The following is a 25880-nucleotide window of genomic DNA, read 5'->3' on the forward strand; positions in this document are numbered from 1 at the left end:
TCTAAGTCAGGGCAGCTATACTGGAGCTGTCATGACTTTCTGGGCCCTCTTGATCCTCACCGCGCTGCTGATTGCCGCGTTCCTTGGCTACGCGATGTTCAGGGGGCGTAAAAACCGTGAACCCGCCGCAGCCTACGACCTGCGTGTGTATCGCGAGCAACTGGCAGGTGTTGATCGCGATCTGGCGCGGGGCGTCGTCAGCGAAGCGGACGCAGAACGTGTGCGAACCGAAATCTCGCGCCGCATTCTGGCCGCTGACGCGCAGATGCAGGCGCAAACGGATCAGGATGGACCGCCGCTCTGGGCCAATGTCGTGGCAATCTCGGTCGTTGCTGCCGTTTTAGTAGGCGGCGGATTCTGGATGTATCGTCAGATGGGCGCGGCCGGACTACCGGATCAGCCACTGGAGCTGCGCAAGGAGATGGCCGAAGCCTTACGGGCCGACCGCCCCAGCCAGGCTCAGGTCGAGGCCGACCTACCCGCCGCTCCGCAGCCGCAACTGGACGAAAGCTACGCTGCCCTACTGGAGCAATTGCGTGAGACAGTCTCGGCACGCCCCGACGACCTGCAAGGCCATATCCTGCTGGCGCAACATGAGGCAAACGCAGGGAATTTCCGGGCTGCCTACGCCGCGCAGCAGCGGGTGATCGAACTTTCCGGTGACGCCGCTCCGGCGGATGCCTATTCGCATCTGGCCGAGATGATGATCCTGTCGGCAAATGGCTATGTCTCGCCCGAGGCGGAAGAGGCGTTGAAGCAGGCATTGCAGCGTGATCCGCGTCATGGCCCTGCAAACTACTATCTGGGGCAAATGATGGTTCAGGTCGGACGTCCTGACATCGGCTATCGCATCTGGATCGACGCCCTGCGCGTCGCCCCACCCGGCGCGCCTTGGGTCGAGGCCATCTACGCCCAGCTTGACGATCTGGCTTTCCGGGCAGGCGTGTTTAACCCGCCAAATATCCCGGCACCGTCCGGCCCTAGCCGTGAAGACATCGACGCCGCCGCGGCTTTGACGCCAGAGGAACGGCAAGAAATGATCCAAGGCATGGTCAACCAGCTGTCAGATCGTCTGGCCACCGAAGGCGGTCCGGTCGAGGATTGGGCGCAGCTTATTGCCGCTTTGGGGGTTCTGGGTGAAGGCCAGCGCGCGATTGATATCATGAAAGAAGCCGTGGACATCTTTGCAGGCGATACCGAGGCGCTGGAGCTGCTTGACGCAGCCGCGTTTCAGGCCGGAATTGCGCAATGATCCACGACGCGTTTGAAGATTTCGCATCAGCCCTAGCGCCTATGACGGCGCTGATGGGACTGGATCTGGGGGAAAAAACCATCGGGGTCGCGGTCTCGGACCGGATGCGCGGCGTGGCCAGCCCTCTGGAGACTGTTCGACGCAAGAAATTCACGCTCGATTCCGCACGCCTGCTAGAGCTGATTGCAGAACGTGAAATTGGCGGAGTTATTCTGGGCCTGCCGAAAAACATGGACGGATCCGAAGGCCCCCGGTGCCAGTCTACCCGCGCTTTTGCCCGCAATATGATGCGTCTGACCGATGTCCCCATCGGGTTCTGGGACGAACGCCTCAGCACTGTTGCGGCAGAAAAAGCACTGCTTGAGGCGGATACGACACGAAAACGTCGCGGACAGGTTATTGATCACGTCGCCGCCGGTTATATCTTGCAAGGAGCGCTGGACAGGCTGCGCTTTCTGTAAGGACGGATGACGCCTATGACAAACATGGTCTGGAAACGGAATGAGGTCGAAAGCCCTTGTGTCCAGATTTGCGTCGTGCACCCGACAGAGCGGATCTGCACCGGCTGCTATCGCACCATCGACGAGATCTCGCGCTGGTCCAAGATGGACAGTTCCGAACGTGCCGAGATCATGGAGTCCCTGCCCGACCGCAAGCCGCAGCTTGCAAAACGGCGGGGCGGACGGTCGGCGCGTCTGAACAAATCCTGACCCTACCTCCCCGGTTCCCGACCCCTGTGCCGCGCCTGCGCCGTTGCAGGTTGGTCTGAACTCCGAGGGGGTCAAGTTCGAAGACATTTTGTGAGTGAGTGGCAACCCACAACGGCGCGTTTCGGCATTTTTGTTGCCCCGCGTGGTCGACGGGGCAAACATTGGGACACTAGATTTTTTCTGACTGGTCAATCAAGAACAACATGTCGCCAAATGGGCTGACTTGGCGTCAATCCGCCGATCCTGACACTAGCCAGCGGCAAGCCAGGTCTTTGCGTTATCTATCTCTTCTGCCGGGAAAAACTGGGTACGCGCACCCAGCACATGGCTTGCGACGCGTTGCGCCAGATGTTGCCACGCCTTGTCGCCCACGATAGCCGCGCGATCCAGCCGTCCGATATGGCCTCTTGCAAGTCGGAAATGCGCAGCTAAAGCCGTAAGGCCCCGCCAGCCGTCAAAAGCGCTGAGGTCGATCAGCAGACGAAACCCGGTTTTGTCGCGCAGCAGATCGTCCAGATGCGCCCCGGCCTTTTGGTATTCGTCGGGGTCCAGCTTGCCCAACAGGCTGATCTGAACACAGGGTCCGCCCAAATCGGTCACATGGATCGAGCCCAGGGATTCGCGCAGCCACCGCCGCGCCTCTTCGATATCGGCCAGTTCGAAAACCTGCATTGGACAGGGCATGATCGGCGCGGCCAGACGAGTGCTGGTCTGCACCCACCCCTGATCAGCCACCACGGCGATCCGATCAAAGCCGCGCCAATGGCTGAGACCCAGCTTGGTATCCGACCATGCCGCCCCCAGGTCATAGCCCTTGAACTCGGGCTGAACGACGGCCATCATGCGCACGGTCTCATGCTCTGCCAGCGCCGCTTCGATCGCTGGAACAAGCGTTTCGCTGTAATCGGTGCTGGTGACTTCGCCGGACAGCTCGACTTCGATCTGAGCTCCGTCCGAACTTGTGTGAACCGTAATCATACCCCTAAACCTCCAAACCAAAACAATGGCGGCAGGTTACGGAGATTCGATCCACTCGGCCACACCCCCTGCGCATTCGGGGCGGAAATAGGCAATCATCCGACCGTCCGGCCCGGCATTTGCACCATCCGGCCACGGCGCGACCCCGTGCAGGCAGTGGCGATGCAGCAAATACGCCTCGCCAGGTTTGGCAGGCAGTTCGATACGCGGGCAGGTGTTGAACACCTCGCGTCGGGCGGTTTGGTAGATGTCGGTGATATCCACCTCGTGCAGCCTGTCGCGAGGGTGATCCTTCAGCGCTTCTGCAAAAGCGGTGCGCAGGATTTTGTGGCTGCCCTCCCACAGAACCATGGGTGAGGCATCAGCACTGGCATCGGTCAGCGGTATTCCCAATATCCACGCGTGCGGCTCATCCACGCGGCGGCGGCGGTCCGGTCCCGTCGGGCGCAGACCATCCACATGCGCCGCATCCCGATTGCGTCGATACCGCGCTGCGGCCTCATTCTCGCCCCGGCGCGGTTTGGGATAGCCGGGATAGATTATCGAGACCTGACCTTTGTGCAGCGGCAGCGTTCCGTACTGTTCGACAATAAATCTCATGGCCTGCCCGGACAGGATATCCGACTGCCCGACCCGTCCCTGCGCATCATTGTCCAGCGCATCGACGCCGATGAACCAAGTGCCCTCGCAATCCACCCATTGGGCATGGGCCGGATCCGCCACCGAGGCGCGCGCCTGTGGTAAAGCGTGCCGCACCCAGTCAGCCAAAACCGGATCATACGGAAACTTCACCCAGCCCCTCTCGTGGAAATCCATCAAAGCCCCACCGCCTTGCGCAGCATGTTCAGCGCGACCAATGTCAGAAAGACCGCAAAGACCCTTTTGAGTGGTTTCGGGTCCATCGCATGGGCCAGTTTTACGCCCCAAGGCGCCGTAATCATGGTCATTGCGACCACGATAGCGAAAGCAACCAGATTGACCGCGCCGATGGTCAGCGGCGGGCGGTGTTCGGGCGCGATGCCCAGAAACAGAAAGCCGATGACCGACGGCACGGCGATGATTACACCAAACCCGGCAGCCGTCGCGACGGCACGGTGAATTGGCGTGTTGAACAGGCTCATAAGCGGCACGCCGAAACTGCCCCCTCCGATGCCCATCAGGACCGACAGGAACCCAACGCCCGGAGACAGGACCGCACGCCGCACGCCCTTGGGCATCGCGTCACCTAGCCGCCATTCCGACTTGCCCAACCCCAAATAGGCCCCTATCACCATCCCAAGTACGCCGAACAGCGCCTGCAATGCCTCGGTTCGCAGGGCCGACGCCACCATCACGCCGAGGATTGCGCCCAGCGCGATGCCCGGCCCCCAGCCTTGCAGGATCGACCAATCCACCGCACCTTTCTTGTTATGGGCCAGAACCGAGCGGATTGACGTGACAATGATTGTGGCCAGCGAAGTTGCAAGACACAGCTGCATCAGTTGCGGACCGCCATAACCAAGCGTTTGAAACGCATAGAAAAAGGCCGGAACCAGAACGATCCCACCGCCAACGCCCAGCAATCCGGCCAACACGCCCGCGAACGCTCCGATCACAAGCAAAAGTGCCAGCATCTGAACCAGCAACATCGTCTCTGGCATCTTTCCCCCATCCCGACCCAAAGGCCGCGTTTTGAATTCTCACGCGTCAGTCAAAGGCGCAACGCGGTCGAGCGCCTGCAACATGACCTCAGGCCCTGCCCCGTCCTGCACGGCCCCTTCGGACAAGGCCCGTCGCCAGGCACGCGCGCCGGGACGCCCAGCGAACAGACCCAGCATATGGCGGGTGATCTGATGCAAACGCCCCCCCGCGGCAAGGTGCTGCTCGACATATGGCACGATTTTTTTGACCACATCGATCGGATCGGCGGCCTGCCCGACTCCGTAGAACAGCGGGTCCGCCTCTGCCAGAATATCGGCGGGCTGGTGATAGGCAGCTCGGCCGATCATGACACCATCCAGCCCTTGATCCAGATGCTCTTGCGCCTGTTTCAGCGAGATGATGCCGCCATTGATCGACACATGCATATCGCTGAACTGCGTCTTCATCCGGTGCACCAAATCATAATCGAGCGGCGGGATATCGCGGTTTTCCTTGGGGCTGAGCCCCTGCAGCCACGCCTTGCGCGCATGAATGGTGACGCGTTCGCACCCTGCCGCTCGGATGGCCTGAAGAAAGGCGGGCAGAACCTGCTCCGGGTCTTGATCATCAACGCCGATCCGGCATTTGACCGTGACCTCGACATCGACCGCCTCGCGCATAGCGGCCACGCATTCGGCCACGCGGGCCGGGTCTTTCATCAGCACCGCGCCGAATGTGCCCGATTGCACGCGGTCCGACGGGCAGCCGCAGTTCAGATTGATCTCATCGTACCCGACCTCGCCCCCCAGACGCGCGGCTTTCGCCAGTTCGGCGGGGTCCGACCCACCCAGTTGAAGCGCTACGGGATGTTCCTGTGGGCTATAGTCCAACAGATGCAGCGCCCCGCCGCGTACCAAAGCGGGGGCCGTGACCATCTCGGTGTAAAGCAGGGTCTCGGCGCTCAGCAGACGGTGCAGATACCGGCAATGGCGGTCTGTCCAATCCATCATGGGGGCCACGCTCAGGCGCGCTGCATTTCGTATTTCGTTCGTCACCAGGTTCGCCTTACACGCTCAAGAAAGGCACCTTTACAAAACATTTGGTGCCGAATTGCCGATTCGAGTGCGGCACCCTTTATCACATACGCTCGAAACGAACAGCAGCAGGCGACGAAACGCGGCCGCATTCGATCAAGGCCGGTCAACAGGCGAAAAGCGCGTCAGTACTTTTCCGTATGGGTCACAGCGCGCCACCCCTTGGGCAAAGGGGCGCTCAGCAACTCATGCGCTCGGGTTTTCATGACAACCGACGCGGGGTCGCCGCCACGCAGTTGATCTGCCGCCTCAAACGCTGCAATCGCCTGCTCGAACCGTTTGGAGCGGTAATGTGCCAGCCCCTGTTCGTAGGCCACAATCCAGTCGTCAGAGGCGTCGCGCCCATCGCGCATGCCGATCAGTTCATAGACCACCAGCTCCTGATCCCGCCCAAAGAGGGTCAGTGTGTCCAGTTCTCGCACGACAATCGCATCGCCCGCCTCGTGCCGCGTTTCGGGGCCGATCAGGATCAAAGTGCCAAAAGACCGGTTCGCCCCTTCCAATCGGCTGGCCACATTCACCACATCACCGATGGCCGTATAGTTGAGCCGCTGCTCTGAGCCGATATTGCCCACCAGAGCTTCACCGCTGTTCAAACCGATGCGCACACGCAGGGGGTGCCCAGCGTCGTCCACGATACCGGCCTCATCGACAGCGGCGATCAGGTCCAACGCGGCGCGGCAAGCATTTTCGGCGTGATCGGCATCGGTACGCGGAGCGCCCCAGAACGCCATTACCGCATCCCCCATGAACTTGTCGATGGTGCCGTCATGGCGAGTAATCGCGGTAGATGCCGCGCTGAAAAACGGCTCCATCAATTGTACGATGCGCGGACCCAGCTTTTCGGACAGCCCAGTGAAGCCGGTCACATCGCAAAACAGGACTGAGATCCGTTTGATGTCCCCACCCGGTTGCGATTTGATGCCCTCGGCAACCAGCATGCGCACCAGATCGGTCGGGACATATTTGCGAAAAGCCGACAAACCGGCCGCCATGCTCGCAGTTGCAGCAGACAGATTGGCCAGTTCGGACAGCTTTGAGGGCCTGCGCGAGATCTCTTCGACGTCAAACCGTTCGATTTTGTTTAGGTCTTCGGCGATGCGCGCCAGCGGTTTGGCCACAATGCTGCGTGCCAGCCAGATCGTCGACCCGATGGCCAAAGTCACCACGACGATAAGAATATACAGCAGGTTGATCAGCGTCTTGTCGATGCCTGACAAGAACGCAGATTCCGGGATCACCGTGGCCACCCGCCAGCCATAAAACCCCAGCGGGGTCAGTGCGACCGCGTAGGGAACCCCGTCGATCACCACCCTCTGGTTCTGGCTGCCCGCCGCTTTGGCCTTGGAGCCGCCTAAAAGCTGTTCGCCCGAGATCATGGCAACTTCGTAAAGTTCGCCTTCGCCCATCCGCGCAGGCGTCACCTCATCCGCTTCTTGATCAGGAACCGCAATGACCTTGCCATCCGCATCCAGAATAAAGGCCGCCCCGAATTCACCGGGGTTCAAAGTGGCCAGAAAGCGCGAAAGCCGGTCCGTTTCGATCGCGACGGCCAAGACACCTTCGCGTCTGCGGTTCACATCGACAGGTCCAGCAAACGCGTAAACGGTTTTGTTGCTGCCCGGCAAATCACGTGCTTCGATCCACCCCTGAGAGTTCAGCCCCATGAAATTCCCAAACCACGCGTGGTCACGGGGGTCATAAGTGGTCTCCGAAAAGGTGCGCGCCTCAAACTGAATGTCGCCGGGGATGAAAATATACTGGTCCTTGCGCAACATGCGGTCGTGGATTTGGTCGTCAATTTCGACCATCTCAAGCCCACCATCACCCAGACGATGCGAGGCAAAGAAATTGCCGTCCGGCCAGCCAAAGAAAATCCACGAGATGTTGGGCTGTGCCTGCAATTGCGACAGAAACACGAATTCGCGCTTATCGGCCTGACGGGTCTCAATAACGTTTTGCACAAAGATCGTACGCACCGCCGCCCAGGCGGCCTCGGCCGAGCCCAGCGTCGCGCCCACCTCAGTACGCACGGTATTGGCGATCTGCGTGTTGATTTCTGCAGCCAGCATGCGGCTGTTATCGCGCGCCGTCGTCCACCACAAGGAATGGACCACAAACGTCGAGACGCCGATCGAGAAGGCAACCAGGATTGAGACAGCGATGCCGACGCTAAGTCGCATGAACGCTCCGAAAAAGTAACGTTTGACACAGTATTCCGTTCAGAACGGAAAAGAAGCAAAGCTTACTTTGATTTTGCGCGAAAATCTCACGCAAGTGTTAAAGATGCGTCATCACGCGTCATCGGCAAACCTGCAAGCAGAGGTAGAAACACCCGCGCAGGATTGCCACGCCGCAACCGCGCTGTGGATCACTGGCCATAGCGGCTCAGGATCATCTCAACGCTGCTGTTGATCGTGTCGGTCATTTCGGCCTCGCTCAGGACACTGCCGGTGAACACCATCGGCCAGAACGCCCGCGCCTTGATCAATCCGATGAACTCCTGCCCGGCGGCGTCGGGGTCGTCGATTTGCAACTGGCCGTCCTCTGACGCGTCCCGCAACATCCGAATGAACACCGAGGTCTTGTCCAGTTTGCCCTGCGCTGCCGCCGCAAGTTCGGGGCTGCGCAAAACTTCGCTGATCACCATACGCGACATTGCCATCACCTCGGGCAGCATCAGAATACGCCCTTCGGCCCAAGCCAGTTCAGTCAGTTGCTCGCGGATATCGCGGCCCTTTTCATAGCGGATATCCAGCACACCGGCGAACCGGTTCGACAGCTCCACCACGATAGACCGGAACAAATTTTCTTTGCTTTCGAAATACTTGTACAATGTGCGCTTGGACACTTCGGCGCGAGCAGACACACGGTCCATACTGGCCGCCGCGAACCCCTTTTCCTGGAACTCGGCGACGGCAGCTTCGATGATCTGAGCGTGTTTGGCCGCATTCGGCGCGCTGATGTCGTTCATATCTGCAAGCTATAAGCCCATTGACAGAGCAAGGTCAAACACTAGGTAAACGCATGGGTTTACACTGATGGGAGCGTCACCTATTGTAAACCCGCAAGTTTACCAATTCAGGTAACCAGCCCAACATGGAGTATCCCCCTCATGTCACTGACCTTGAAACTGAACGGCCAGACCCACTCGGTCGATGCCGAACCCGGCACGCCCCTTCTGTGGGTGATCCGGGATGAATTGAAGCTGACCGGAACCAAATTCGGCTGCGGCGTCGCGTCCTGCGGTGCGTGCACCGTGCATCTGAATGGCGAGCCCGTGCGCTCGTGCCAAACTTACATCGAAGATGTCGAAGATGCTGAGATCACGACGATCGAGGCCGTCGGCGACGACAAGATCGGTGCCGCAGTCCAGCAGGCCTGGGTCGAACTGGACGTGGTTCAGTGCGGCTATTGCCAGTCTGGCCAAGTGATGTCAGCTGTCGGGTTGCTGTCCGAAAACCCCAAGCCCTCGGCCGAGGAAATTGACGAATACATGTATGGCAACGCCTGTCGCTGTGCCACCTATCAACGCATCCGCGCCGGCGTCCAGCGCGCGTCCGAGATTCTGGAGGCCTGATCCATGACCATCAACACCTCTCGCCGTGGGTTTCTGAAAGGCGCCGCTGCTGCCGGTGCCGTGCTGCTGGTCGGCGCCCGCCCCGATGGCGCGCTGGCGGCGGCCTCGTCCGAGACCGCTCAGTTCAACCCCTTCGTGAAAATCGATGCTGATGGCACAGTGACGGCCATCGTGAAGCATTTTGAAAAGGGTCAAGGCCCGGCCACCGGCCTGCCGACGCTGATCGCCGAGGAAATCGGCCTGACCATGGATCAGATCGAATATGAATTCGCGCCGTCGGACCCGAATGTCTATAACAACCTTCTGTTCGGTCCCTTCCAGGGCACCGGCGGGTCGACCGCGATGGCGAATTCCTGGCTGCAATATCGTCAGGCAGGCGCTGCCGCACGCGAGATGCTGATCAACGCCGCCGCCCAAATCTGGGGCGTGGATGCGTCGGGCATTACCATCGAAGAAGGCATCGTCAAGGCCGGTGACAAGTCCGCTCCGATTGCGGAGTTCGTGGCAGCCGCTGCTCAGCTAGAAGCGCCGGCCGAGCCACGCCTGAAAGACCCGTCCGAGTTCCGCCTGATCGGCAACGCAGCCGTGCGCCGCAAGGACTCGGCTATCAAGGGCAACGGTCAAGCGATGTATGCGATGGATGTGCATCTGCCGAACCAAATGGTCGCGATGATCAAGCGTCCTGAATCCAAGGGCGGAATCGCACTTGGCTTTGATGACAGCGCATCAAAAGAGGTCAAAGGCTATATCAGTGCCGCTGTTCTGCCCAATCAGGCGGGCGTTGCGGTCTATGCCGAAAACACCTGGGCCGCGATCCAGGCGCGTGACGCGCTTGCGGTCGATTGGGACATGTCGGGGGCCGAGACCCGCGACTCGGATCAGATCAGGTCCGAGATCATGGCCGCGCTGGATGCTGAACCCACCTACAACGTGAACAAGGCGGATATTGGAGCGTTTTCGGCAGCCATCGACGGCGCGGATAAGGTGGTCGAAAAGACCTTCTACTTCCCACTGCTGGCCCACGCACCGATGGAGCCGTTGAACTGCACCATCGAACAAACTGCTGAGGGTGACATCGTCCTGCACGACGGCGCACAGATGCCGACGGGCCCGCATATGGCCTATCAGCAGATATTCCAACTGCCACCCGAGAAGATCCACATCAAGACCATGCTGGCTGGTGGTTCCTTTGGCCGTCGCGCCACGCCCGATGCGGACTATCAGGTCGAAGCCGCGCTGGCCTTTGTGGTCACCGATCGCTCGCGCCCAGTGAAACTGGTCTGGACGCGAGAGGATGACATTCGCAGCGGTTACTATCGCCCCGCCTTTGGCCATAAAGTCCGTGTGGGTCTGGATACGGACGGTAATATCGTTGGCTGGCAACATCAGATCGCCGGGCAATCGGTGATAAAAGGCACCGCGTTCGAGGCCGTTCTGGTGCATGACGGCGTCGATCACAGCTCGGTCGAAGGTGTGGCTGACAGCCCATATGCCATTCCTGGAATGGCCGTTGGCCTGACCGACACACCCAAGGCGACAACGGTTTTGTGGTGGCGCTCGGTGGGTCATACCCATACAGCCTATGCGATGGAAACCATGATGGACCTAGTGGCCGAAGCCGCAGGTCGTGACCCGGTTGAGTTCCGTCTGGCCCATCTGTCCGACAGCGCCAACCCCGATCAGCAGCGCAAGGCCGCCGTTTTGAAACTGGCCGCTGAAAAAGCGGGCTGGGGCAATGCGCCTGCTGGCCGTTCGCAAGGAATCGCGGTGCATAAATCCTTTGGGTCTTATGCGGCCGAGGTCGTTGAAATCTCGGGCGATCCGGAAGACGGCATCAAGATCGAAAAGGTCACATGTGCCGTGGATTGCGGCATTGCCGTGAACCCCGATGTGGTCAAGGCGCAGATGGAAGGCGGCATCGGCTATGGTATCGGCCATGTGATGCGCGACCAGATCACCCTGACCAGCGGGGCGGTCGATCAGTCTAACTTCCCGGATTACGAGCCGCTGCGCATCAGTGATATCGCCGCCATTGACGTGCATATCGTGCCGTCCGCCGAAGCGCCGACTGGCGTGGGCGAGCCCGGAACGCCCCCGTCCGCACCGGCGCTGGCCAATGCGATCCACGCGATGTCAGGCGTTCTGGTGGCCGAACATCCAATGGCTGAAAACGGAGTCAGCTTCGCCTGACCCCCTGCCCCGCGCCGCAAGAACTCGGCGCGGGGTTAATTTGATCAAATTTCGTGACAAGGCGCGCCGTGTCGACTAAACCTCGGGGGAACCACAATGATGGAGCCCCCAATGGACCTGAGCGCCTTGCACAGTTTTCGCGTTGCAGCCTGTGACCTAAACGGTCAGTTGCGGGGCAAACGCGTGCCGCCCTCGTATTCCGACAAGCTGAACAAAGGCTCCGTGCGGATGCCGTTCTCGGCGCTGAATGTGGATCTGTGGGGCGCGGATATTGACGGCAGTCCGCTGGTGTTTGAAACTGGTGATGCCGATGGTGTGCTGCTGCCCACCGATCGCGGCGCGGTCCCGATGCCCTGGCTTGAGGTGGAGACCGCACTGGTGCCCATGTGTCTGTACGACGACCACGGCACCCCCTTCACCGGAGACCCCCGCCACGCGCTGAGCGCTGTGCTGGACCGTTATACCCAGCGCGGCTGGTCGGTAATCGCGGCGACCGAGCTGGAATTCACTCTGCTCGATTCCTCGGGCGCGCAGCCACAACCGCCGTTGAACCCCATTACCGGGCGCAGGCTGGTGGATGAGGCTGTTCTGTCCATGGCCGAGATGGACGCGTTCGATGCCTTTTTCACCGAGCTTTACGATGGCTGCGCCGCGATGGGCATCCCCGCCCAGACCGCCATTTCTGAAAGCGGCATCGGCCAGTTCGAAATTAACCTGAACCATCAGGATGCGATGCGTTGCGCCGACGATACATTGCTTTTCAAGGTATTGACGCGCGGACTTGCCCGCAAGCACGGGTTTACCGCAACGTTCATGTCCAAACCCTATGCTGATGATGCGGGCAACGGGATGCATGTGCATTTCTCGGTCGTGGATCAGGCCGGTCGGAACGTCTTTGACAATGGCGGCCCCGAGGGGACGGACACGCTGCGCCACGCAGTTGCAGGGTGTCTGTCAGCGATGCCCGGTAGCACGCTGATCTTTGCGCCGCACGGCAATTCCTACACCCGACTCGTGCCCGGTGCCCACGCGCCCACCGGTGCAAGTTGGGCTTACGAGAACCGCACCGCTGCCCTGCGCATTCCCGGCGGTGCCCCTGCCGCCCGCCGGATTGAACATCGCGTGGCCGGTGGCGACATCAACCCCTACCTGATGCTGGCCGCCGTTCTGGGTGCCGCGATGAACGGGATCGAGGACGCAGCTCAGCCGCCCGCCCCGATCACCGGCAACGCCTATGAAATCGGTGGCCTGCCCCAACTGGCGGGCGATTGGGAGGCCGCGATCACTACCTTCGAATCCGACCCCAAAGTGGCGCGCATCTTCCCTGCTGATTTGATCCGCTTTCTGGCGATGACCAAACGGCAGGAAATCCGACGCTTCGCCGAGCGTCCCCCCGAAGAGCACTGGCTAAGCTACGTCGAGGCCGTCTGACCCCCCTTGCCCGGCCCCTTTGGGTTCGTTAGAATGAATTTGATCAAATTTGGTGACTCATGAAAATCGGCATCCTTGTAACCGGCCACCCCCCGGACGAACTGTACGGTGAGTTCGGCACCTATGACGGCATGTTCCGTGCCTTGCTTGGGGGGAACGGGTTCACGTTCGAAACCTACAACGTCGTTGATGGAGAGTTTCCCGCCAGCACGGATGCGGCTGAGGGCTGGGTCATCACCGGCTCGCGCCATGGCGCCTACGAGGACCATCCCTGGATACCCTCGCTTGAAGACCTGATCCGGGCCATCCGGGACCGTGGCCAGCCGTTGATAGGGGTGTGTTTCGGGCATCAGATTATCGCTCAGGCACTGGGCGGCAAGGTCGAGAAGTTTCAGGGCGGCTGGGCCGTTGGGCGCACCGACTATGACCTTGATGGCCAGACAGTTACCTTGAATGCGTGGCATCAGGATCAGGTCGTCGCCCTACCCGACGGCGCGCGCGTCACCGGTACCAACGATTTCTGTCGCAACGCCATGGTGGCTTATGGCGACACGATCTGGACCATACAGGCCCACCCCGAATATGGTGACAGCTTTATCCAGGGCCTGATTGAGACACGCGGCAAGGGCCTTGTGCCTGACGAATTGATGCAAGCGGCCACAAACCGCCTGCCTGCCAATGACGACAACCCCAAGATCGGGCAATTCATGGCGGAGTTTTTGAAGAAAGAGAGGGCCTGATGGCCGACTGGACAGACCAACTGCCGCAGGCAGCCCGCAGCTATTTCGACGGCCACCGACTGGATGAGGTCGAATGCATCATCTCGGACCTGCCCGGCATCGCGCGCGGCAAGGCAGTGCCCGCCTCGAAATTCGCCAAGCAATCCTACTTCCACCTGCCAGACAGCATCTTTTACCAGACCATCACCGGTGATTGGGGTGAGGCCGCGGGTGAGGATGGGTTTATCGAACGGGACATGATCCTGAAGCCTGATTTCACGACCGCATCCGCTGCACCGTGGACGGGCGACTGGACGTTGCAAGTGATCCATGACGCTTATGACCGTGACGACAACCCGATCCCGTTCAGCCCGCGCAATGTGCTGAAACGCGTGGTGCAACTGTATCACGACAAAGGCTGGAAACCCGTCGTCGCGCCCGAGATGGAGTTCTTTCTGGTCGCCCCCAATGTGGACCCAGCGCAGGAAATCAAGCCGATGATGGGCCGCTCGGGCCGTCCGGCGGCGGCGCGGCAGGCGTACTCGATGACAGCCGTGGACGAGTTCGGACCAGTGATCGACGACATCTATGATTTCGCCGAACACCAAGGGTTCGAGATTGACGGCATCACCCAAGAAGGCGGAGCGGGCCAGCTGGAGATCAACCTGCGCCACGGCAATCCCGTGAAGCTGGCCGATGAGGTGTTCTATTTCAAACGCCTGATCCGCGAGGCGGCGTTGCGCCACAACTGTTTTGCTACTTTCATGGCGAAACCGATCGTGGATGAGCCGGGTTCGGCCATGCATATCCATCATTCGATCATCGACATGGAGACCGGGCAGAACATTTTCTCGGGCCCGCAAGGGGGTGAAACGGACGCATTCTATCACTTCATCGCCGGGTTGCAGAACCACCTGCCATCAGGTCTGGCTGTGATGGCGCCCTATGTGAACTCGTATCGCCGCTATGTGAAAGATCACGCCGCGCCGATCAATCTGGAATGGGCGCGCGACAACCGCACCACCGGCATCCGCGTACCGCTGTCGGGGCCCGAGGCGCGCCGGGTCGAAAACCGCATCGCCGGGATGGACTGCAACCCCTATCTGGGCATCGCGCTGTCACTGGCCTGTGGCTATCTGGGCTTGGTCCAACAGGAACGCCCACGCCGTCAGTTTTATGGCGACGCTTACGAAGGCGAAGGCGATATCCCTCAGGTCATGGGCAACGCGCTGGACCTGTTTGATGAGGCGACCGCCCTGCACGAGGTGCTCGGCCCCGAGTTTGCCCGCGTCTATGGCATCGTCAAACGCGCCGAGTATGAAGAGTTCCTGCAGGTCATCTCTCCGTGGGAGCGTGAGCATCTGCTGATGAATGTCTGATCCGCGATGAACCTGCTTTATTCCAACGACCGTAAGGCTGAATACCCGGCCAGCTGGTACGCGGCTACGGCCAATTCGATTGACCGCTTTCCTGTTCTTGCGGGCGACGAAAAAGCCGACGTCTGTGTGGTCGGCGGCGGCTATACCGGCCTGTCCGCCGCGCTGCATCTGGCCGAGGCCGGGTTCAGCGTGGTGCTGCTTGAGGCGCATCGCGTGGGCTTTGGCGCATCAGGCCGCAATGGCGGGCAATTGGGCAGCGCGCAGCGGATGGATCAGGAAGACCTTGAGCGGTTGGTTGGCGATGACGACGCCGCCAAGCTGTGGGACCTGGCAGAGGACGCGAAGGCGCTGGTCAAATCGCTGATTGCCAAGTACCAGATTGACTGCGATCTGAAACCGGGCGTCGCCGTTCTGGGCCTGTCCGCTGGAGAACAGCAGGAATTGCACGACCACGCGGCGCATTTGTCCGACCGCTATGGCTATGACCAGATGGAACTGCTGGACGAAGGCGCGGGCCACGGTCTGTGCCCCTCGCCCGCCTATCGCGGAGGCTATCTGGACATGGGTGCCGCGCATCTACATCCGCTTAACTACGCTTTGGGTCTGGCGCAGGTAGCGGCCAAGGCAGGCGTGCGGATTTATGAGGGCACCGAGGTGACGGGGGTCGAGGAAACCGCACCCGCCATAGTCCACACCGCGCAAGGCAAGGTCACGGCCGATCACGTCGTTCTGGCCTGTAACGGATATCTGGGAGGCCTGAACAGCAAGGTCGCCGCGCGGGTCATGCCGATCAACAATTTCATTGCTGCCACGGAACCGCTAGGCACCGATGCCGCCCGTGTTTTGACCCGAGACGTGGCGGTGGCCGATACGAAATTCGTGGTGAACTACTTCCGCCTCAGCGCCGATAACCGGCTGCTGTTTGGTGGCGGCGAAAGCTATGGCTATCGCTTCCCGGCGGACATCGCCGCCAAAGTCCGCAAACCGATGACAGAGATTTTCCCGCATCTGCGCGACGTCAAGATCGACTATGCCTGGGGCGGCACACTGGCGATCACCATGCGGCGGATGCCGTATCTGACGCGGGTTGCGCCCAATATCCTGTCCGCCTCGGGCTATTCCGGCCATGGGGTTGGCACGGCAACCCATGCGGGACAGTTGATGGCGCTGGCCATCCAAGGCCAAGCCGAAGGGTTCGACACCATGGCCCGCGTCCCCGCCCTGCCCTTCCCCGGAGGCCCCGCCCTGCGCAACCCCCTGCTGGTGCTGGCGATGACGTGGTTTGCGTTGCGGGATCGGTTGGGAGTTTGATTGAAAAGTAGCCAAACGCGGCGGCGTAAACTGTCTCAACACACGAAAACCGCTAGATTGCGATCTGGCGTCCGCTCGAATTGGACCACGCGTGGCAACGCGCGAGAAATCCATTGCCGTCCAGTACGTTCCACCACGGCCAACTCTCTTGTCACAATTCGTCGAAGCAGACATTTCGAGGTACAAGCTGGACGAGTTCCAAGTTTTGTGCCTGTCACTCCAACAAGACATTGTTCTCTCGGCTACATTCCCTGACATATGCCGGAATCCCCACGCATTTGCGGCGTCGAGCTCATCTACTCGAACCGGATGGCCTCGCCGCGCCAGATCAGGGCGCTTCACACCCAGCATCTCTTCGGTCGGCTTGCCGTGGAAGTTGACCTGATCGGTGGTGACTTCCTCACCCTGAGCAAAGGGCGTCTGCGTCCCAGCGCGGGCCGCGTATTCCCACTCTGCCTCGGTTGGCAGGCGATAAACTTCGGCCCCCACTTTCTGGTTGAGCCATTTTGTATGTGCAAGCCCGTCCAGATATGACACATCGACGACCGGGTAATTACCACGAATGTCTATGCACGGCCCATCGATGCGCGGTGTGCAAGCACGCGGGATATGCCCCCCGCAACCTCCGTCATTGACGCATGCCATCCACTGGTCATGCGTCACCGCGTTGCGCCCCATTGCGATGGGCATGTCGATCATTACCGGGTGAACCGGCCCTTCGTGATGGGCAATGTAGGGCTCTTCCGGTGTCGCAAGGCGAAATCCCTTTTTGTCCCAATGGAAGTTGCGCTTGGATTCTCCCGGTGGCGCACCCATCAGGAACTCTCCCAACGGCAACACGATCATCTCGGGGCAGACGGCGCATTCCTGAAACATCTCAAGCGGCGCGACTTCGGTTCCGTCGGACAGGACGTATTGCGCATGAACTGGCAGAGCGAGAATGGACAGTGAAAAAGCAAGCCTAGCAAGCATGATGGCAACAATCCGGACCGTGAAATGCAATGTGTAGATTGTCCCATTGCCACCCGGATTCCCCTAAGGATGCAAGGCACAATCCGGCGGTCGGGGTGCAATTGCCCTCAAATACAACAGTTCGGTGAAATTTCGCAGCATGTTCACGTAGGGGCTTGGATTGAAATTCTTTTAGCTTTATCTTTTCCAAAGATAGAATTTGGGAAAATCAAATATGACGCTTCCTCCTAACGTTCATGACGCCGAACCCATCCCTGCCGCCGCGCGTGAGGCCATCAACGCCCTGATGCAGTCGGGCGACCTGTTCCGCTATACCGCGCCGCAAGACGCGCCTGTTGCGCTGCTGGAAAGCGAATTCGCGGCCCTCTTGGGCACGAAATATGCGCTGGCCGTATCGTCCTGCTCGGCCGCTTTGTTCCTGTCGCTCAAGGCGTTGGGCCTGCCGCGGGATGCGCAGGTGCTGATCCCCGGATTTACCTTTGCGGCCGTGCCGTCCTCGGTCGTCCATGCGGATTGCATTCCGGTTTTGTGCGAAGTGGGCGAGAATTATCGCATCGACATGGCCGATTTCGAGGCCAAGCTGGACAGCGTTCAGGCCGTCATCATCAGCCATATGCGCGGTCATACCTCCGACATGGACGCGATCATGGCGCTGTGCGATGCGCGCGATATTCCCGTGATCGAGGACGCAGCCCATTCGCTGGGCACCACCTGGCATGGGCGCAATATCGGCACGATTGGCAAGGTCGGCTGTTTCTCATTCCAGTCCTACAAAATGATCAACGCAGGTGAAGGTGGTATCCTGATCACCGATGACGCCGATCTGGTGGCCCGCGCCGTGATCATGTCGGGCGCGTATGAGCATAACTGGAAAAAACACAAAACCCCGCATGGCGACAACTCGCCCGAATTGGAGCAAGCCTTTTCTCGCTGGCAGAACCAATTGCCGCTGTATAATTTGCGGATGAGCAACCTCAGCGCCGCCGTGATCCGGCCGCAGATCCCTGAGCTGGCGCGCCGCGTCAAAGACGGGCTCGCCAATCACGACTACGTGGCCGACCGATTGAACACCTCGCCTTATATCAACGTCCCTGCCCCGCTTGCACCGGAACAACGTGCACCGGATTCGATCCAGTTCAACCTGGTGAACCTGAGCGATGATGATATCCGGGCCTTTGCGGAAGCCTCTGAGGCGCGTGGCGTCAAAGTTCAGGTCTTTGGCCTGAGCGAGGACAACGCCCGCGCCTTCTGGAACTGGCAGTTTCTGCCCGAGCAGGTCGATCTTCCCCAAACACGCGAGATGCTGATGAAAGCGTGCGATGTGCGCCTGCCCGTCCGCCTGACACGGGAAGAGCTGGACGTGATCGCGGACATTCTGCTGGCCTCAGTGGGCGAGGTCACCGCCCCCGAGATGGCGTTCGGCACCTGAGCGTCAGCGCGAGGGTACGTAGACAACTCGACTGGACACAAACAGCACCGCGATCCCTTCGGGGGTTGCGGCGACGCGCGATAAGACACCAGCCACAGCCAGCCCCGATGGCGTGTCAATCAATAAGGGCGCGCCGGAATCCCCCATCATTACAGGGCAACGCGCGGTCATCAGCGCATCAGTCCGCCGAACAACCGGACATGGGTTCGCACGGCTGAGGACATGCGGCCGCACCCCAGCATAACCCGCGACCGATCCGGTCAACATATCCTGCTCTGTCAGAGGAAAAGAACCCAACGTCCGGCCAATCGGGTTCTCCAGTTCAAGCACCGCCCAATCCAGTTCAGGTCCGTCATTGAATGCAGTGCCTTGGCCTTCGGGCAGGACATAGCGCTTGGCGGTCGAGATCGCGGAGGCCTCCCCTCGCTGATACCCAGCAGCAAAGCGGATACTGGATGGCGGGATCCAGCGCTGACGCGCGGCATTGTAAAGGCAATGCGCGGCGGTCAGAACCAGATCATCCGCGACCAAAACGCCGGTGCAATGAGATCGCTGGGCCCTGCTGGCAAAATTGACTCGTCCGATTGCGCGCCATGGCGGTTCAGCCGCATCCAGTATTTCGCGGGCACGGATATCTGCGCAACCATCATCCGCAGCAGACCCAAGCGTGCAGATCGGCGACCACGGCTCAGAAAACTGCCCTTGCGCATAAACGAGCGTTGCCCAACACAGCACAACGCCCGTCAGCACCCAGCGCATGGCAGGTTCAGTTCAGTTTGGATAGTTTCTGCTGAAGCTCGGCAAGCTGCTTTTTGATGTCGTCCAGATCTTCTTTCGGTTCGGATTTGGCCTCATCTTCCTTGTCGGGGCCAGACCACTGGCCAGACAATCCACCGGTCATCGCCTTCAGAAAAGCCTGTTGCTGCGCCTGCATCGCCTCGAACCCGGGCATCTGGGACATCGGGTTCATGGCGTTCATGTTTTCCATCATCTTGGACTGGCTTTCGCGCAGCATATCGAACGAGCTTTGCAAGAACTGCGGCATCATTCCACCTCCCGGCAGCATGTAACTGCGGACCAGATCGTTCAGCACGTTCACCGGCAGCACGTTTTCGCCCCGGCTTTCATGTTCCGCAATGATTTGCAGCAGATATTGCCGGGTCAGGTCGTCCCCGGTTTTCAGATCAATGATCTGCACTTCACGCCCGTCGCGAATAAATACCGCGATATCTTCCAGCGTGACATAGTCACTGGTCTCAGTGTTATACAGCCGACGGCTGGCATAGCGTTTGATCAGCAACGGTTTTTCTTGTTCTGACACCGTTAACCCTCCCCAAGGATGATGCGTTGCAGCAGAGATTATGCGAGTGCAGAACAAAAAGAAAGGGCAGGTCTTTCGACCTGCCCAACGCGATTGCACCAGATGGGAGGAATGGGTGCGCCTCGCGGCCTTACTTACTTGGCAGCTGTTGCTTTCTTGGCAGCAGCAGTCACCTCGTTGGTGGCTTTCTTGACAGCAGCAGTTGCGTCTTCTGCAGCGTCTTTACCGGCAGCCATCAGAAGCTCGACGGTTTCGCTCTGAACTTTTTTCGCGATTTCAGCGAAAGCAGCCAGGTTTTCAGCGGCAACTTCAGCCGACGCGCTTGCGAAGTCGGTTGCGGCTTTTGCGTAGTCGGCAGGCTCTGCCTTTGCTTTCGACATCTCGGTCAGTTTGGCCAGAGTGTCTTTGGTCCATTTGTTCGAGATTTCTGCCGATTTCTCTGCAGCTTCCAGAGCAACACCCGACAGTTTTTCGTTCAGGGTTGCGGTCGACTTGAAGGCACCTTCCAGAGCGGAAGTGTCAACGGGGAATGCGCCCATGATGTCTTTCAGGGTCGCGGTGAAGTCAGGGGTCTTTGCCATTGTCCAAATCCTTTTTGCCGAACCGGGCCCGCCCCGGTTTTCATCAGCTTGAGGACAATATGATTGCTGCATCGCAGCATTGCAAGATTTTTTTGCTGCAACGCAGAAAAAACTTCGGATTCCATTATTAATCAACCAGTTGCTTTGGCCAAAACATAGGTACCGGGCGCGGGACATAGAGACGGGTGGTTCGAATCGCCCGGCTCACGCGCCGGAATCTGCTTGCCGGACCGCTTTCTCAACCACGCTTCCCAAAGCGGCCACCAGGACCCTTCATGGAAATCGGCATCCTTCATCCAGCTGTCAGCGTCCAGCTGCATGTCCGGGTTGGTATAATGCCCGTATTTCTTTTTGCTGGGCGGATTCACGATGCCTGCGATATGACCCGATTCCGACACCACAAAAGTTTTCGACCGTGACCCCATCTGCTGCACGCCGCGGTAACAGTCTTTCCAGGCCGCGATATGATCAGTCTCGCAGGTGATTGACATTAACGGCACGTCGACATCCCGGATATGCAGCTTGTGCCCCAGCAGTTCAAACCCGTCCGTGACAAAATCATTGCTTTGACACAGCCCACGCAAATACTCGACCGCCATGCGGCCCGGCAGGTTGGCCCCATCTCCGTTCCAGTACAGCAAATCAAACGCCGGAGGTGTTTCGCCCATCATGTAGCTGCGGATTGCGGGGCCGTAGATCAGGTCGTTGGAGCGCAGGAAGGACATGGTTCGCCCGATGACCCAGGCTTTCAGCACGCCATCCTTGCCGATCTGGTCTTCGATGCCGTTGACGAAGTCGTTTTGCAGAAACGGGGTGAACTCTCCCTGTTCGCCAAAATCGGTCAGAGTGGTGAAGAACGTGGCCGATTTGATCGACTTGTCCCCGCGCTGCTTCAACAGCGAAAGCGTCAGGCTTAATGTGGTGCCCGCGATGCAATAGCCGACCGCATTGACTTGCTTGACCTTGCAAATGCCCTTCACCTGCTCGATCGCGGTCAGGTAACCTTCTTCGATATAGTCCCCCATGCCGATTTCGGCGTGGGACGCGTTCGCATTTGCCCAACTGACGACAAATAGGGTGTAGCCCTGCTCTGTTACCCATTTGATCAGGCTGTTCTGGGCCTTGAGGTCCAGAATGTAGAATTTGTTGATCCAGGGCGGGAACAGGACAATCGGCGTTTCATGCACTGTCTCGGTTGCCGGTTTGTACTGGATCAGCTCCATCAACCGGTTGCGATAGACCACCTCTCCCGGTGTCGTGGCGATATTGCCGCCCACTTCAAAGGCGCTGTCATCCGCCAGTCGAACAACCATCTCGCCATCATTGGCCTCCAGATCGGAAACAAGGTTCTCCAGCCCTTTGATCAGCGACTGACCTTCAGTCTCCACCGCTTTTTCCAGCGCATCGGGGTTTGTGGCCAGAAAATTTGTCGGAGACATCATGTTGATGATCTGTTGCGAAAAAAAGTGAAGACGCTGCTTGTCTTTGGCATCCATGTCATCGACCGAGGCCACTGCTTCCGAAATCGCATCGGCATTTGTCTGGTATTGCTGGCGGACGAAGCGGAAATAAGGGTTAGTCTCCCAAAGCGGATTGGCAAAACGTTTGTCTTTGGCTACTGGTGCCGCCCCCTCAACTTCGCCCGTTGTCAGCGCCTGCTGCGCTTCGGCAAAGTTCATGACAGACTTGCTCCAATAGGCAATCTGGTGTTCCAACAGCTTGGCGGGATTTTGCCAAGCCTCGGCCATATATGCCGTTGCTGCTTTTGCGAAAAGCTCTTGATTCGGGCCGTCCAACGCGGGGGAATGCGCCTTCTTCCCGGCCATGACCTCGACCAGCCGCTTCGACAGCTCTTCGACTTTGTTCATATTTTCTTTAAGCCGTTCAAGATGTTCTGCGGACAATTCCTGCGCCTGGTCTTCACTTGTTGTCATTTTAACAATTCCCCCGTAATCTTGCTGCTATGCAGAATAACGTCGCGGCAGCCGCAGCGCAAAGCGACGAATGGTCCGAAGTTTAGGGCTGTCACTCAGGAGGTTCGCCCGATGCGCTACATGATGACCTATGATCTGATGGAAACCATGCGCAACACCAATCAATGGATGGGTGCGACCGCCAGTGCGATGGCCTCTTACCCGTTGTTTTCGATGGTGCCGAACCCTGCGTTCAGCATGATGGCAGCCTGGGGCGAGGTCACGGAACGCACATTCCAGCGCATGATTGTCAAGCCTGACTGGGGCATTCGCACGTTCACCTGCGAAGATGGCAAGGACCATCTTGTCGACATCGTGCCGGTGGTCGAGCGTGCGTTTGGCGACCTGATCCACATCCGCGTCAACGGTCGCGAAGAACAGCCGCGCAAGGTTCTGCTGGTTGCCCCAATGTCGGGCCACTATGCGACGTTGCTGCGATCGACAGTCAAAAGCCTGCTGGTCAATTGCGAAGTTTATGTCACCGATTGGCATAATGCGCGCGATATCCCTGTGTCCGAAGGCAAGTTCGATGTCGAGGACTATACACTCTACCTTGTCGATTTCATGAAAGAACTTGGCCCGGAAACACATGTTGTTGCCGTATGCCAGCCCGCGCCCCTTACCCTGGCTGCCACGGCTTACCTGGCCGAGGTGGAACCCAAGGCACAACCCAGCACTCTGACACTGATCGGTGGGCCGGTCGATCCAGACGCGACTCCGACGGATGTCACCGATTTTGGCCGCCGCGTTACAATGGGCCAGCTGGAAGAAACCATGATCCAGCGTGTGGGCTTTAAGTACAAAGGCGTCGGCCGCATGGTCTATCCCGGCCTGTTGCAGTTGGCCTCGTTCATGTCGATGAACGGAGAGCGCCACAGCAAGGCCTTCACCGACCAGATCCAGCGTGTCATGCGGGGCGAGGCCTCGGATCATGACGCGCACAACCGTTTCTACGATGAGTATCTGGCAGTGATGGACATGACGGCCGAGTTCTACCTGTCTACCGTCGAACGCATCTTCAAAAACCGCGAAATTGCGCGGAATGAATTTGTGGTGGCCGGGCACAAGGTGGATATAGGCAAGATCACCGATGTCGCGGTAAAATCAGTTGAGGGCGCGAATGACGATATATCGGCCCCTGGCCAATGTATCGCGGCCCTTGATCTTTGCACCGGTCTGCCCGATGCGAAAAAGGCCAGTCATGTGGAACCCGGCGCGGGGCACTACGGTATTTTTGCGGGCCGCAGCTGGCGCGACAATATCCGCCCGCTGGTGATCGACTTCATGAACGCCAACACACGCAAACCGCGCCGCCGGGCCGCCAACAAGAACAAAGTCGCCTGAGGCGCATGGTTCAAAGCCCGGCCAAGGACACTACCTTCGCCTGCACCTGCGGTGCTTTGAGTGGGCGCATTTCAGCCGCAGGGGTCGCTTCGTCCACACATGTGGAATGCTTTTGCCACGATTGCCGGGCCGCGCAGCTTTATTTTGGACAACCCGACCCTGCCCCTGGCCCGGTCGACGTGCTGCAAATGCTGCCCGAGGAGATCGTTTTTGAACACGGCGCAGAACACCTTGCGCTGATGCAGCTCAGCCCCAAGGGGATGTTGCGCTGGTACGCCAGTTGCTGCAACGCCCCGCTGGCCACCACTTCACGTACACCGAAAGTTCCTTTCGCCGGGTTCATCGTGAACCGCATCCCGGACCCAAGCGACCTAGGGCCCGTACGTACACGCGGCTTTGTTCCTCGCCCCGGCGGAAAGCAAGCGCATGAAGGCTTGGGCCCTGCGGCAATTGGTCTGGTGACGCGCGTGCTGAAGTCCCGTTTGTCTGGCAGTTGGAAGAACACGCCTTTCTTCGATGCCGACACCAGGGAAACGTCGGCCAAACCGACCGTCCTAACGAAACCCGAGCGCGCAGCCCTCTACAAGTAGGCCAAACGCGCCGGAATGTTCAGCCAAGCCTCCAAGGCTTCGGTCACCGCGGCGGGGGCCTCGAGCGGCACCATATGGCCCGCCTCCTCGATCACACGCAGTTCGGCATTCGGGATCATCTCAGCCATGAAACTATGTTTTCGCACTGGAGTGATTTGGTCATGGGCCCCACACAAAACCAGAGTTGGCACGTTGATATGCCGCAACCCCCCTTGCTGGTCCGGTCGGCGCTGCATGGCTCGCATTTGCCGTTCGAACATATCCGGCCCTTGATCAATGGCCATGGCCATCACTTCGTTCAGGACGGGCACCCGCTCCGGCCCCGGCGCCAACGTGTCCGAACCGATCATGCGAGTCATCACATCCTCAAGCCGCCCGGATTTTGCCCCAACGATCAACTCTTCACGTCCCGCCGCGATCTGAGGGGTGTCGGCCTGCGCATCGGTCGCCATAAGGCACAACCGAGAGACCCGGTCCGGCGCGCGGCGCGCGATCTCAAGCGCCACAACCCCGCCCATGCTGAAGCCGCCCAATGCGAACCGATGCGGCAACTGGTCCAGCAAGCCCGAGGCGATCTCTTCTATCCGTTCGCCGACCGACAGGGGCGCAACCGTCACCGCGCGGTAATGAGACAGGTACAAAATCTGAGCCCCGAACAGGCGCGCATCGCACATGAAACCGGGCAGTAAAACCAACGGCTCAATCACACAGAGCCTCCACAATAATCAACTTTTCCTGCAGGATGAGCGTTTTCCAGCACCCGGGCAAGGGAAAGTTCAGGGATAGTCGATGCCCCGAAAGGGTGGGAAATCCGCATAGCGCGCCTGCCGCTTGTCCCGGGGTTCATCAGGTTCCGCCCCAGCCCGCAACAGGCATCCGCGTGGCGCGATATAGCTATCGATCCGGCGATGCGGATTGGGTCTCCAGACCAGATTGAACGCGCAGAGCTTGGGAAAGAACCAGATCTCGGAATAGTCCAGATGATCATGCATCCACCACGCAATATCGCGCCAATCGCGCCCGGTTCCATATTGATCCGCGAACCACGGAATCACGATCGACGCCCCCGCTATTCGGTTCTCGCCCGTGCCCCGATCCCAGATATGGCATTCCATCGGGTTATCATTGCGGGCACAGTTCAGTTTGTTTTCGTTGCCGAACCGGTTCAGCGACGGCGCGCGATAACCCGAGCGCACGGCGACGCGCCCAAAGGTCTCTTCCAAAGGGTCCAGCAGGGTTTGGCAAAAAGCGCGCCCCGTTTCGATGGCCAGATCAGGGTTTTCGGGGATGTTCTGTATCCCATGAAAATTCCCGATTTCGGAATACAGGAAGTCCCGCATGAAGAAATGCCGCGACAAGCGCACCCGGCCCAGCGTCTCAAGGCTCCACATACTGGCCGGTTTACG

24 protein-coding genes and 1 pseudogene are annotated in these 25880 nt (G+C 59.4%); 12 read left to right on the forward strand and 13 right to left on the reverse strand.

Translation table 11 applies throughout. The features are described 5' to 3' along the window. Nucleotides 1–31 precede the first annotated feature (31 nt). Genes ccmI through AC2FJ6_RS03105 form a run of 3 tightly spaced genes read left to right on the forward strand, consistent with a single transcriptional unit; the run spans nt 32 to nt 1962 of the window. On the forward strand, nt 32–1252 hold the full coding sequence (ccmI, locus tag AC2FJ6_RS03095; protein ID WP_170770380.1) for a c-type cytochrome biogenesis protein CcmI: 1221 nt from the start codon (nt 32–34) through the stop codon (nt 1250–1252). Next, entirely contained in the window at nt 1249–1713 is a 465-nt protein-coding gene (ruvX, locus tag AC2FJ6_RS03100; RefSeq protein WP_170788873.1) for a Holliday junction resolvase RuvX, read from the forward strand. Before ccmI ends, ruvX begins: the two co-directional genes overlap by 4 nt. A 15-nt stretch (nt 1714–1728) precedes the next feature. After that, a complete protein-coding gene (locus AC2FJ6_RS03105; RefSeq protein WP_170770376.1) occupies nt 1729–1962 on the forward strand; it encodes a DUF1289 domain-containing protein in 234 nt (77 codons plus the stop codon). Between the two features lie 249 nt (nt 1963–2211). Here AC2FJ6_RS03105 and AC2FJ6_RS03110 read toward each other — a convergent pair whose 3' ends face one another. The 6 genes from AC2FJ6_RS03110 to AC2FJ6_RS03135 all read right to left on the reverse strand — a co-directional run bounded on the left by AC2FJ6_RS03110 (nt 2212) and on the right by AC2FJ6_RS03135 (nt 8628). Continuing rightward, nucleotides 2212–2940 carry a SpoIIAA family protein gene (locus AC2FJ6_RS03110; protein WP_480874429.1) on the reverse strand — a complete coding sequence of 243 codons (729 nt, stop codon included), beginning with the start codon at nt 2938–2940 and terminating at the stop codon, nt 2212–2214. Nucleotides 2941–2976: 36 nt separating this feature from the next. Next, nucleotides 2977–3756: a phytanoyl-CoA dioxygenase family protein gene (locus tag AC2FJ6_RS03115; protein ID WP_170770372.1), complete on the reverse strand. Its 780-nt coding sequence runs from the start codon at nt 3754–3756 to the stop codon at nt 2977–2979. Continuing rightward, nucleotides 3756–4580 (reverse strand): sulfite exporter TauE/SafE family protein, encoded by an 825-nt coding sequence (locus tag AC2FJ6_RS03120; RefSeq protein ID WP_170770369.1) that lies wholly within the window; start codon nt 4578–4580, stop codon nt 3756–3758. The genes AC2FJ6_RS03115 and AC2FJ6_RS03120 overlap by 1 nt, the downstream gene beginning before the upstream one ends. Before the next feature lie 39 nt (nt 4581–4619). Beyond that, nucleotides 4620–5615 (reverse strand): tRNA dihydrouridine(20/20a) synthase DusA, encoded by a 996-nt coding sequence (gene dusA, locus AC2FJ6_RS03125; RefSeq protein ID WP_496668343.1) that lies wholly within the window; start codon nt 5613–5615, stop codon nt 4620–4622. Between the two features lie 164 nt (nt 5616–5779). Then, the gene (locus AC2FJ6_RS03130; protein WP_170770367.1) at nt 5780–7837 is read right to left on the reverse strand and encodes an adenylate/guanylate cyclase domain-containing protein; all 2058 of its coding nucleotides are present in this window, start codon (nt 7835–7837) and stop codon (nt 5780–5782) included. Nucleotides 7838–8025: 188 nt separating this feature from the next. Further along, on the reverse strand, nt 8026–8628 hold the full coding sequence (locus AC2FJ6_RS03135) for a TetR/AcrR family transcriptional regulator (protein WP_170770365.1): 603 nt from the start codon (nt 8626–8628) through the stop codon (nt 8026–8028). Between the two features lie 141 nt (nt 8629–8769). Between AC2FJ6_RS03135 and AC2FJ6_RS03140 the strand changes: the two genes are divergently transcribed. The 6 genes from AC2FJ6_RS03140 (at nt 8770) to AC2FJ6_RS03165 (ending at nt 16264) form a co-directional block, all read left to right on the forward strand. Further along, a complete protein-coding gene (locus AC2FJ6_RS03140) occupies nt 8770–9234 on the forward strand; it encodes a (2Fe-2S)-binding protein (RefSeq protein WP_170770363.1) in 465 nt (154 codons plus the stop codon). A gap of 3 nt (nt 9235–9237) precedes the next feature. Beyond that, nucleotides 9238–11424 carry a xanthine dehydrogenase family protein molybdopterin-binding subunit gene (locus tag AC2FJ6_RS03145; RefSeq protein ID WP_170770361.1) on the forward strand — a complete coding sequence of 729 codons (2187 nt, stop codon included), beginning with the start codon at nt 9238–9240 and terminating at the stop codon, nt 11422–11424. A 111-nt stretch (nt 11425–11535) separates the two neighbouring features. After that, entirely contained in the window at nt 11536–12855 is a 1320-nt protein-coding gene (locus AC2FJ6_RS03150; RefSeq protein ID WP_170770648.1) for a glutamine synthetase family protein, read from the forward strand. Nucleotides 12856–12914: 59 nt separating this feature from the next. Continuing rightward, a complete protein-coding gene (locus AC2FJ6_RS03155; protein WP_170770359.1) occupies nt 12915–13595 on the forward strand; it encodes a type 1 glutamine amidotransferase in 681 nt (226 codons plus the stop codon). Beyond that, entirely contained in the window at nt 13595–14953 is a 1359-nt protein-coding gene (locus tag AC2FJ6_RS03160) for a glutamine synthetase family protein (protein WP_170770355.1), read from the forward strand. The genes AC2FJ6_RS03155 and AC2FJ6_RS03160 overlap by 1 nt, the downstream gene beginning before the upstream one ends. Before the next feature lie 6 nt (nt 14954–14959). Continuing rightward, on the forward strand, nt 14960–16264 hold the full coding sequence (locus AC2FJ6_RS03165; RefSeq protein ID WP_480874438.1) for an NAD(P)/FAD-dependent oxidoreductase: 1305 nt from the start codon (nt 14960–14962) through the stop codon (nt 16262–16264). A 42-nt stretch (nt 16265–16306) separates the two neighbouring features. Here the strand turns inward: AC2FJ6_RS03165 and AC2FJ6_RS03170 are convergent. Next, a pseudogene (locus tag AC2FJ6_RS03170) lies at nt 16307–17236 on the reverse strand (formylglycine-generating enzyme family protein); the annotation flags it as partial. A gap of 214 nt (nt 17237–17450) precedes the next feature. Here AC2FJ6_RS03170 and AC2FJ6_RS03175 point away from each other — a divergent pair. Beyond that, nucleotides 17451–18665, forward strand: coding sequence for a DegT/DnrJ/EryC1/StrS family aminotransferase (locus tag AC2FJ6_RS03175; RefSeq protein WP_170770351.1), 1215 nt, complete (start codon nt 17451–17453; stop codon nt 18663–18665). Between the two features lie 3 nt (nt 18666–18668). Here the strand turns inward: AC2FJ6_RS03175 and AC2FJ6_RS03180 are convergent, their stop codons facing one another. From AC2FJ6_RS03180 to AC2FJ6_RS03195, 4 genes are all read right to left on the reverse strand, one after another. After that, complete coding sequence (locus AC2FJ6_RS03180) at nt 18669–19424, reverse strand: trypsin-like serine peptidase (protein ID WP_170770349.1); 756 nt, start codon at nt 19422–19424, stop codon at nt 18669–18671. 7 nt (nt 19425–19431) lie between these two features. After that, a complete protein-coding gene (phaR, locus tag AC2FJ6_RS03185) occupies nt 19432–19986 on the reverse strand; it encodes a polyhydroxyalkanoate synthesis repressor PhaR (protein WP_170770347.1) in 555 nt (184 codons plus the stop codon). A gap of 134 nt (nt 19987–20120) precedes the next feature. Further along, nucleotides 20121–20567 (reverse strand): phasin family protein, encoded by a 447-nt coding sequence (locus AC2FJ6_RS03190; protein WP_170770646.1) that lies wholly within the window; start codon nt 20565–20567, stop codon nt 20121–20123. Nucleotides 20568–20698: 131 nt separating this feature from the next. Next, nucleotides 20699–22501, reverse strand: coding sequence for a PHA/PHB synthase family protein (locus AC2FJ6_RS03195; protein WP_170788887.1), 1803 nt, complete (start codon nt 22499–22501; stop codon nt 20699–20701). A gap of 111 nt (nt 22502–22612) precedes the next feature. On the opposite strand from AC2FJ6_RS03195, the gene phaZ reads away from it, so the two are divergent. Together phaZ and AC2FJ6_RS03205 are read left to right on the forward strand one after the other, a co-directional pair. Next, nucleotides 22613–23884: a polyhydroxyalkanoate depolymerase gene (gene phaZ / locus AC2FJ6_RS03200; protein ID WP_170770343.1), complete on the forward strand. Its 1272-nt coding sequence runs from the start codon at nt 22613–22615 to the stop codon at nt 23882–23884. 5 nt (nt 23885–23889) lie between these two features. Further along, nucleotides 23890–24474, forward strand: a complete 585-nt coding sequence (locus AC2FJ6_RS03205; protein ID WP_480548490.1) for a DUF6151 family protein — start codon at nt 23890–23892, stop codon at nt 24472–24474. Here AC2FJ6_RS03205 and AC2FJ6_RS03210 read toward each other — a convergent pair. Both AC2FJ6_RS03210 and AC2FJ6_RS03215 read right to left on the reverse strand, forming a co-directional pair. Continuing rightward, nucleotides 24465–25181 (reverse strand): alpha/beta fold hydrolase, encoded by a 717-nt coding sequence (locus AC2FJ6_RS03210; protein ID WP_170770339.1) that lies wholly within the window; start codon nt 25179–25181, stop codon nt 24465–24467. The genes AC2FJ6_RS03205 and AC2FJ6_RS03210 overlap by 10 nt on opposite strands. 69 nt (nt 25182–25250) lie before the next feature. Further along, on the reverse strand, nt 25251–25865 hold the full coding sequence (locus tag AC2FJ6_RS03215; RefSeq protein ID WP_170770644.1) for a hypothetical protein: 615 nt from the start codon (nt 25863–25865) through the stop codon (nt 25251–25253). Nucleotides 25866–25880 lie beyond the last annotated feature (15 nt).

The organism is Ruegeria sp. CDSA089, assembly GCF_059612205.1.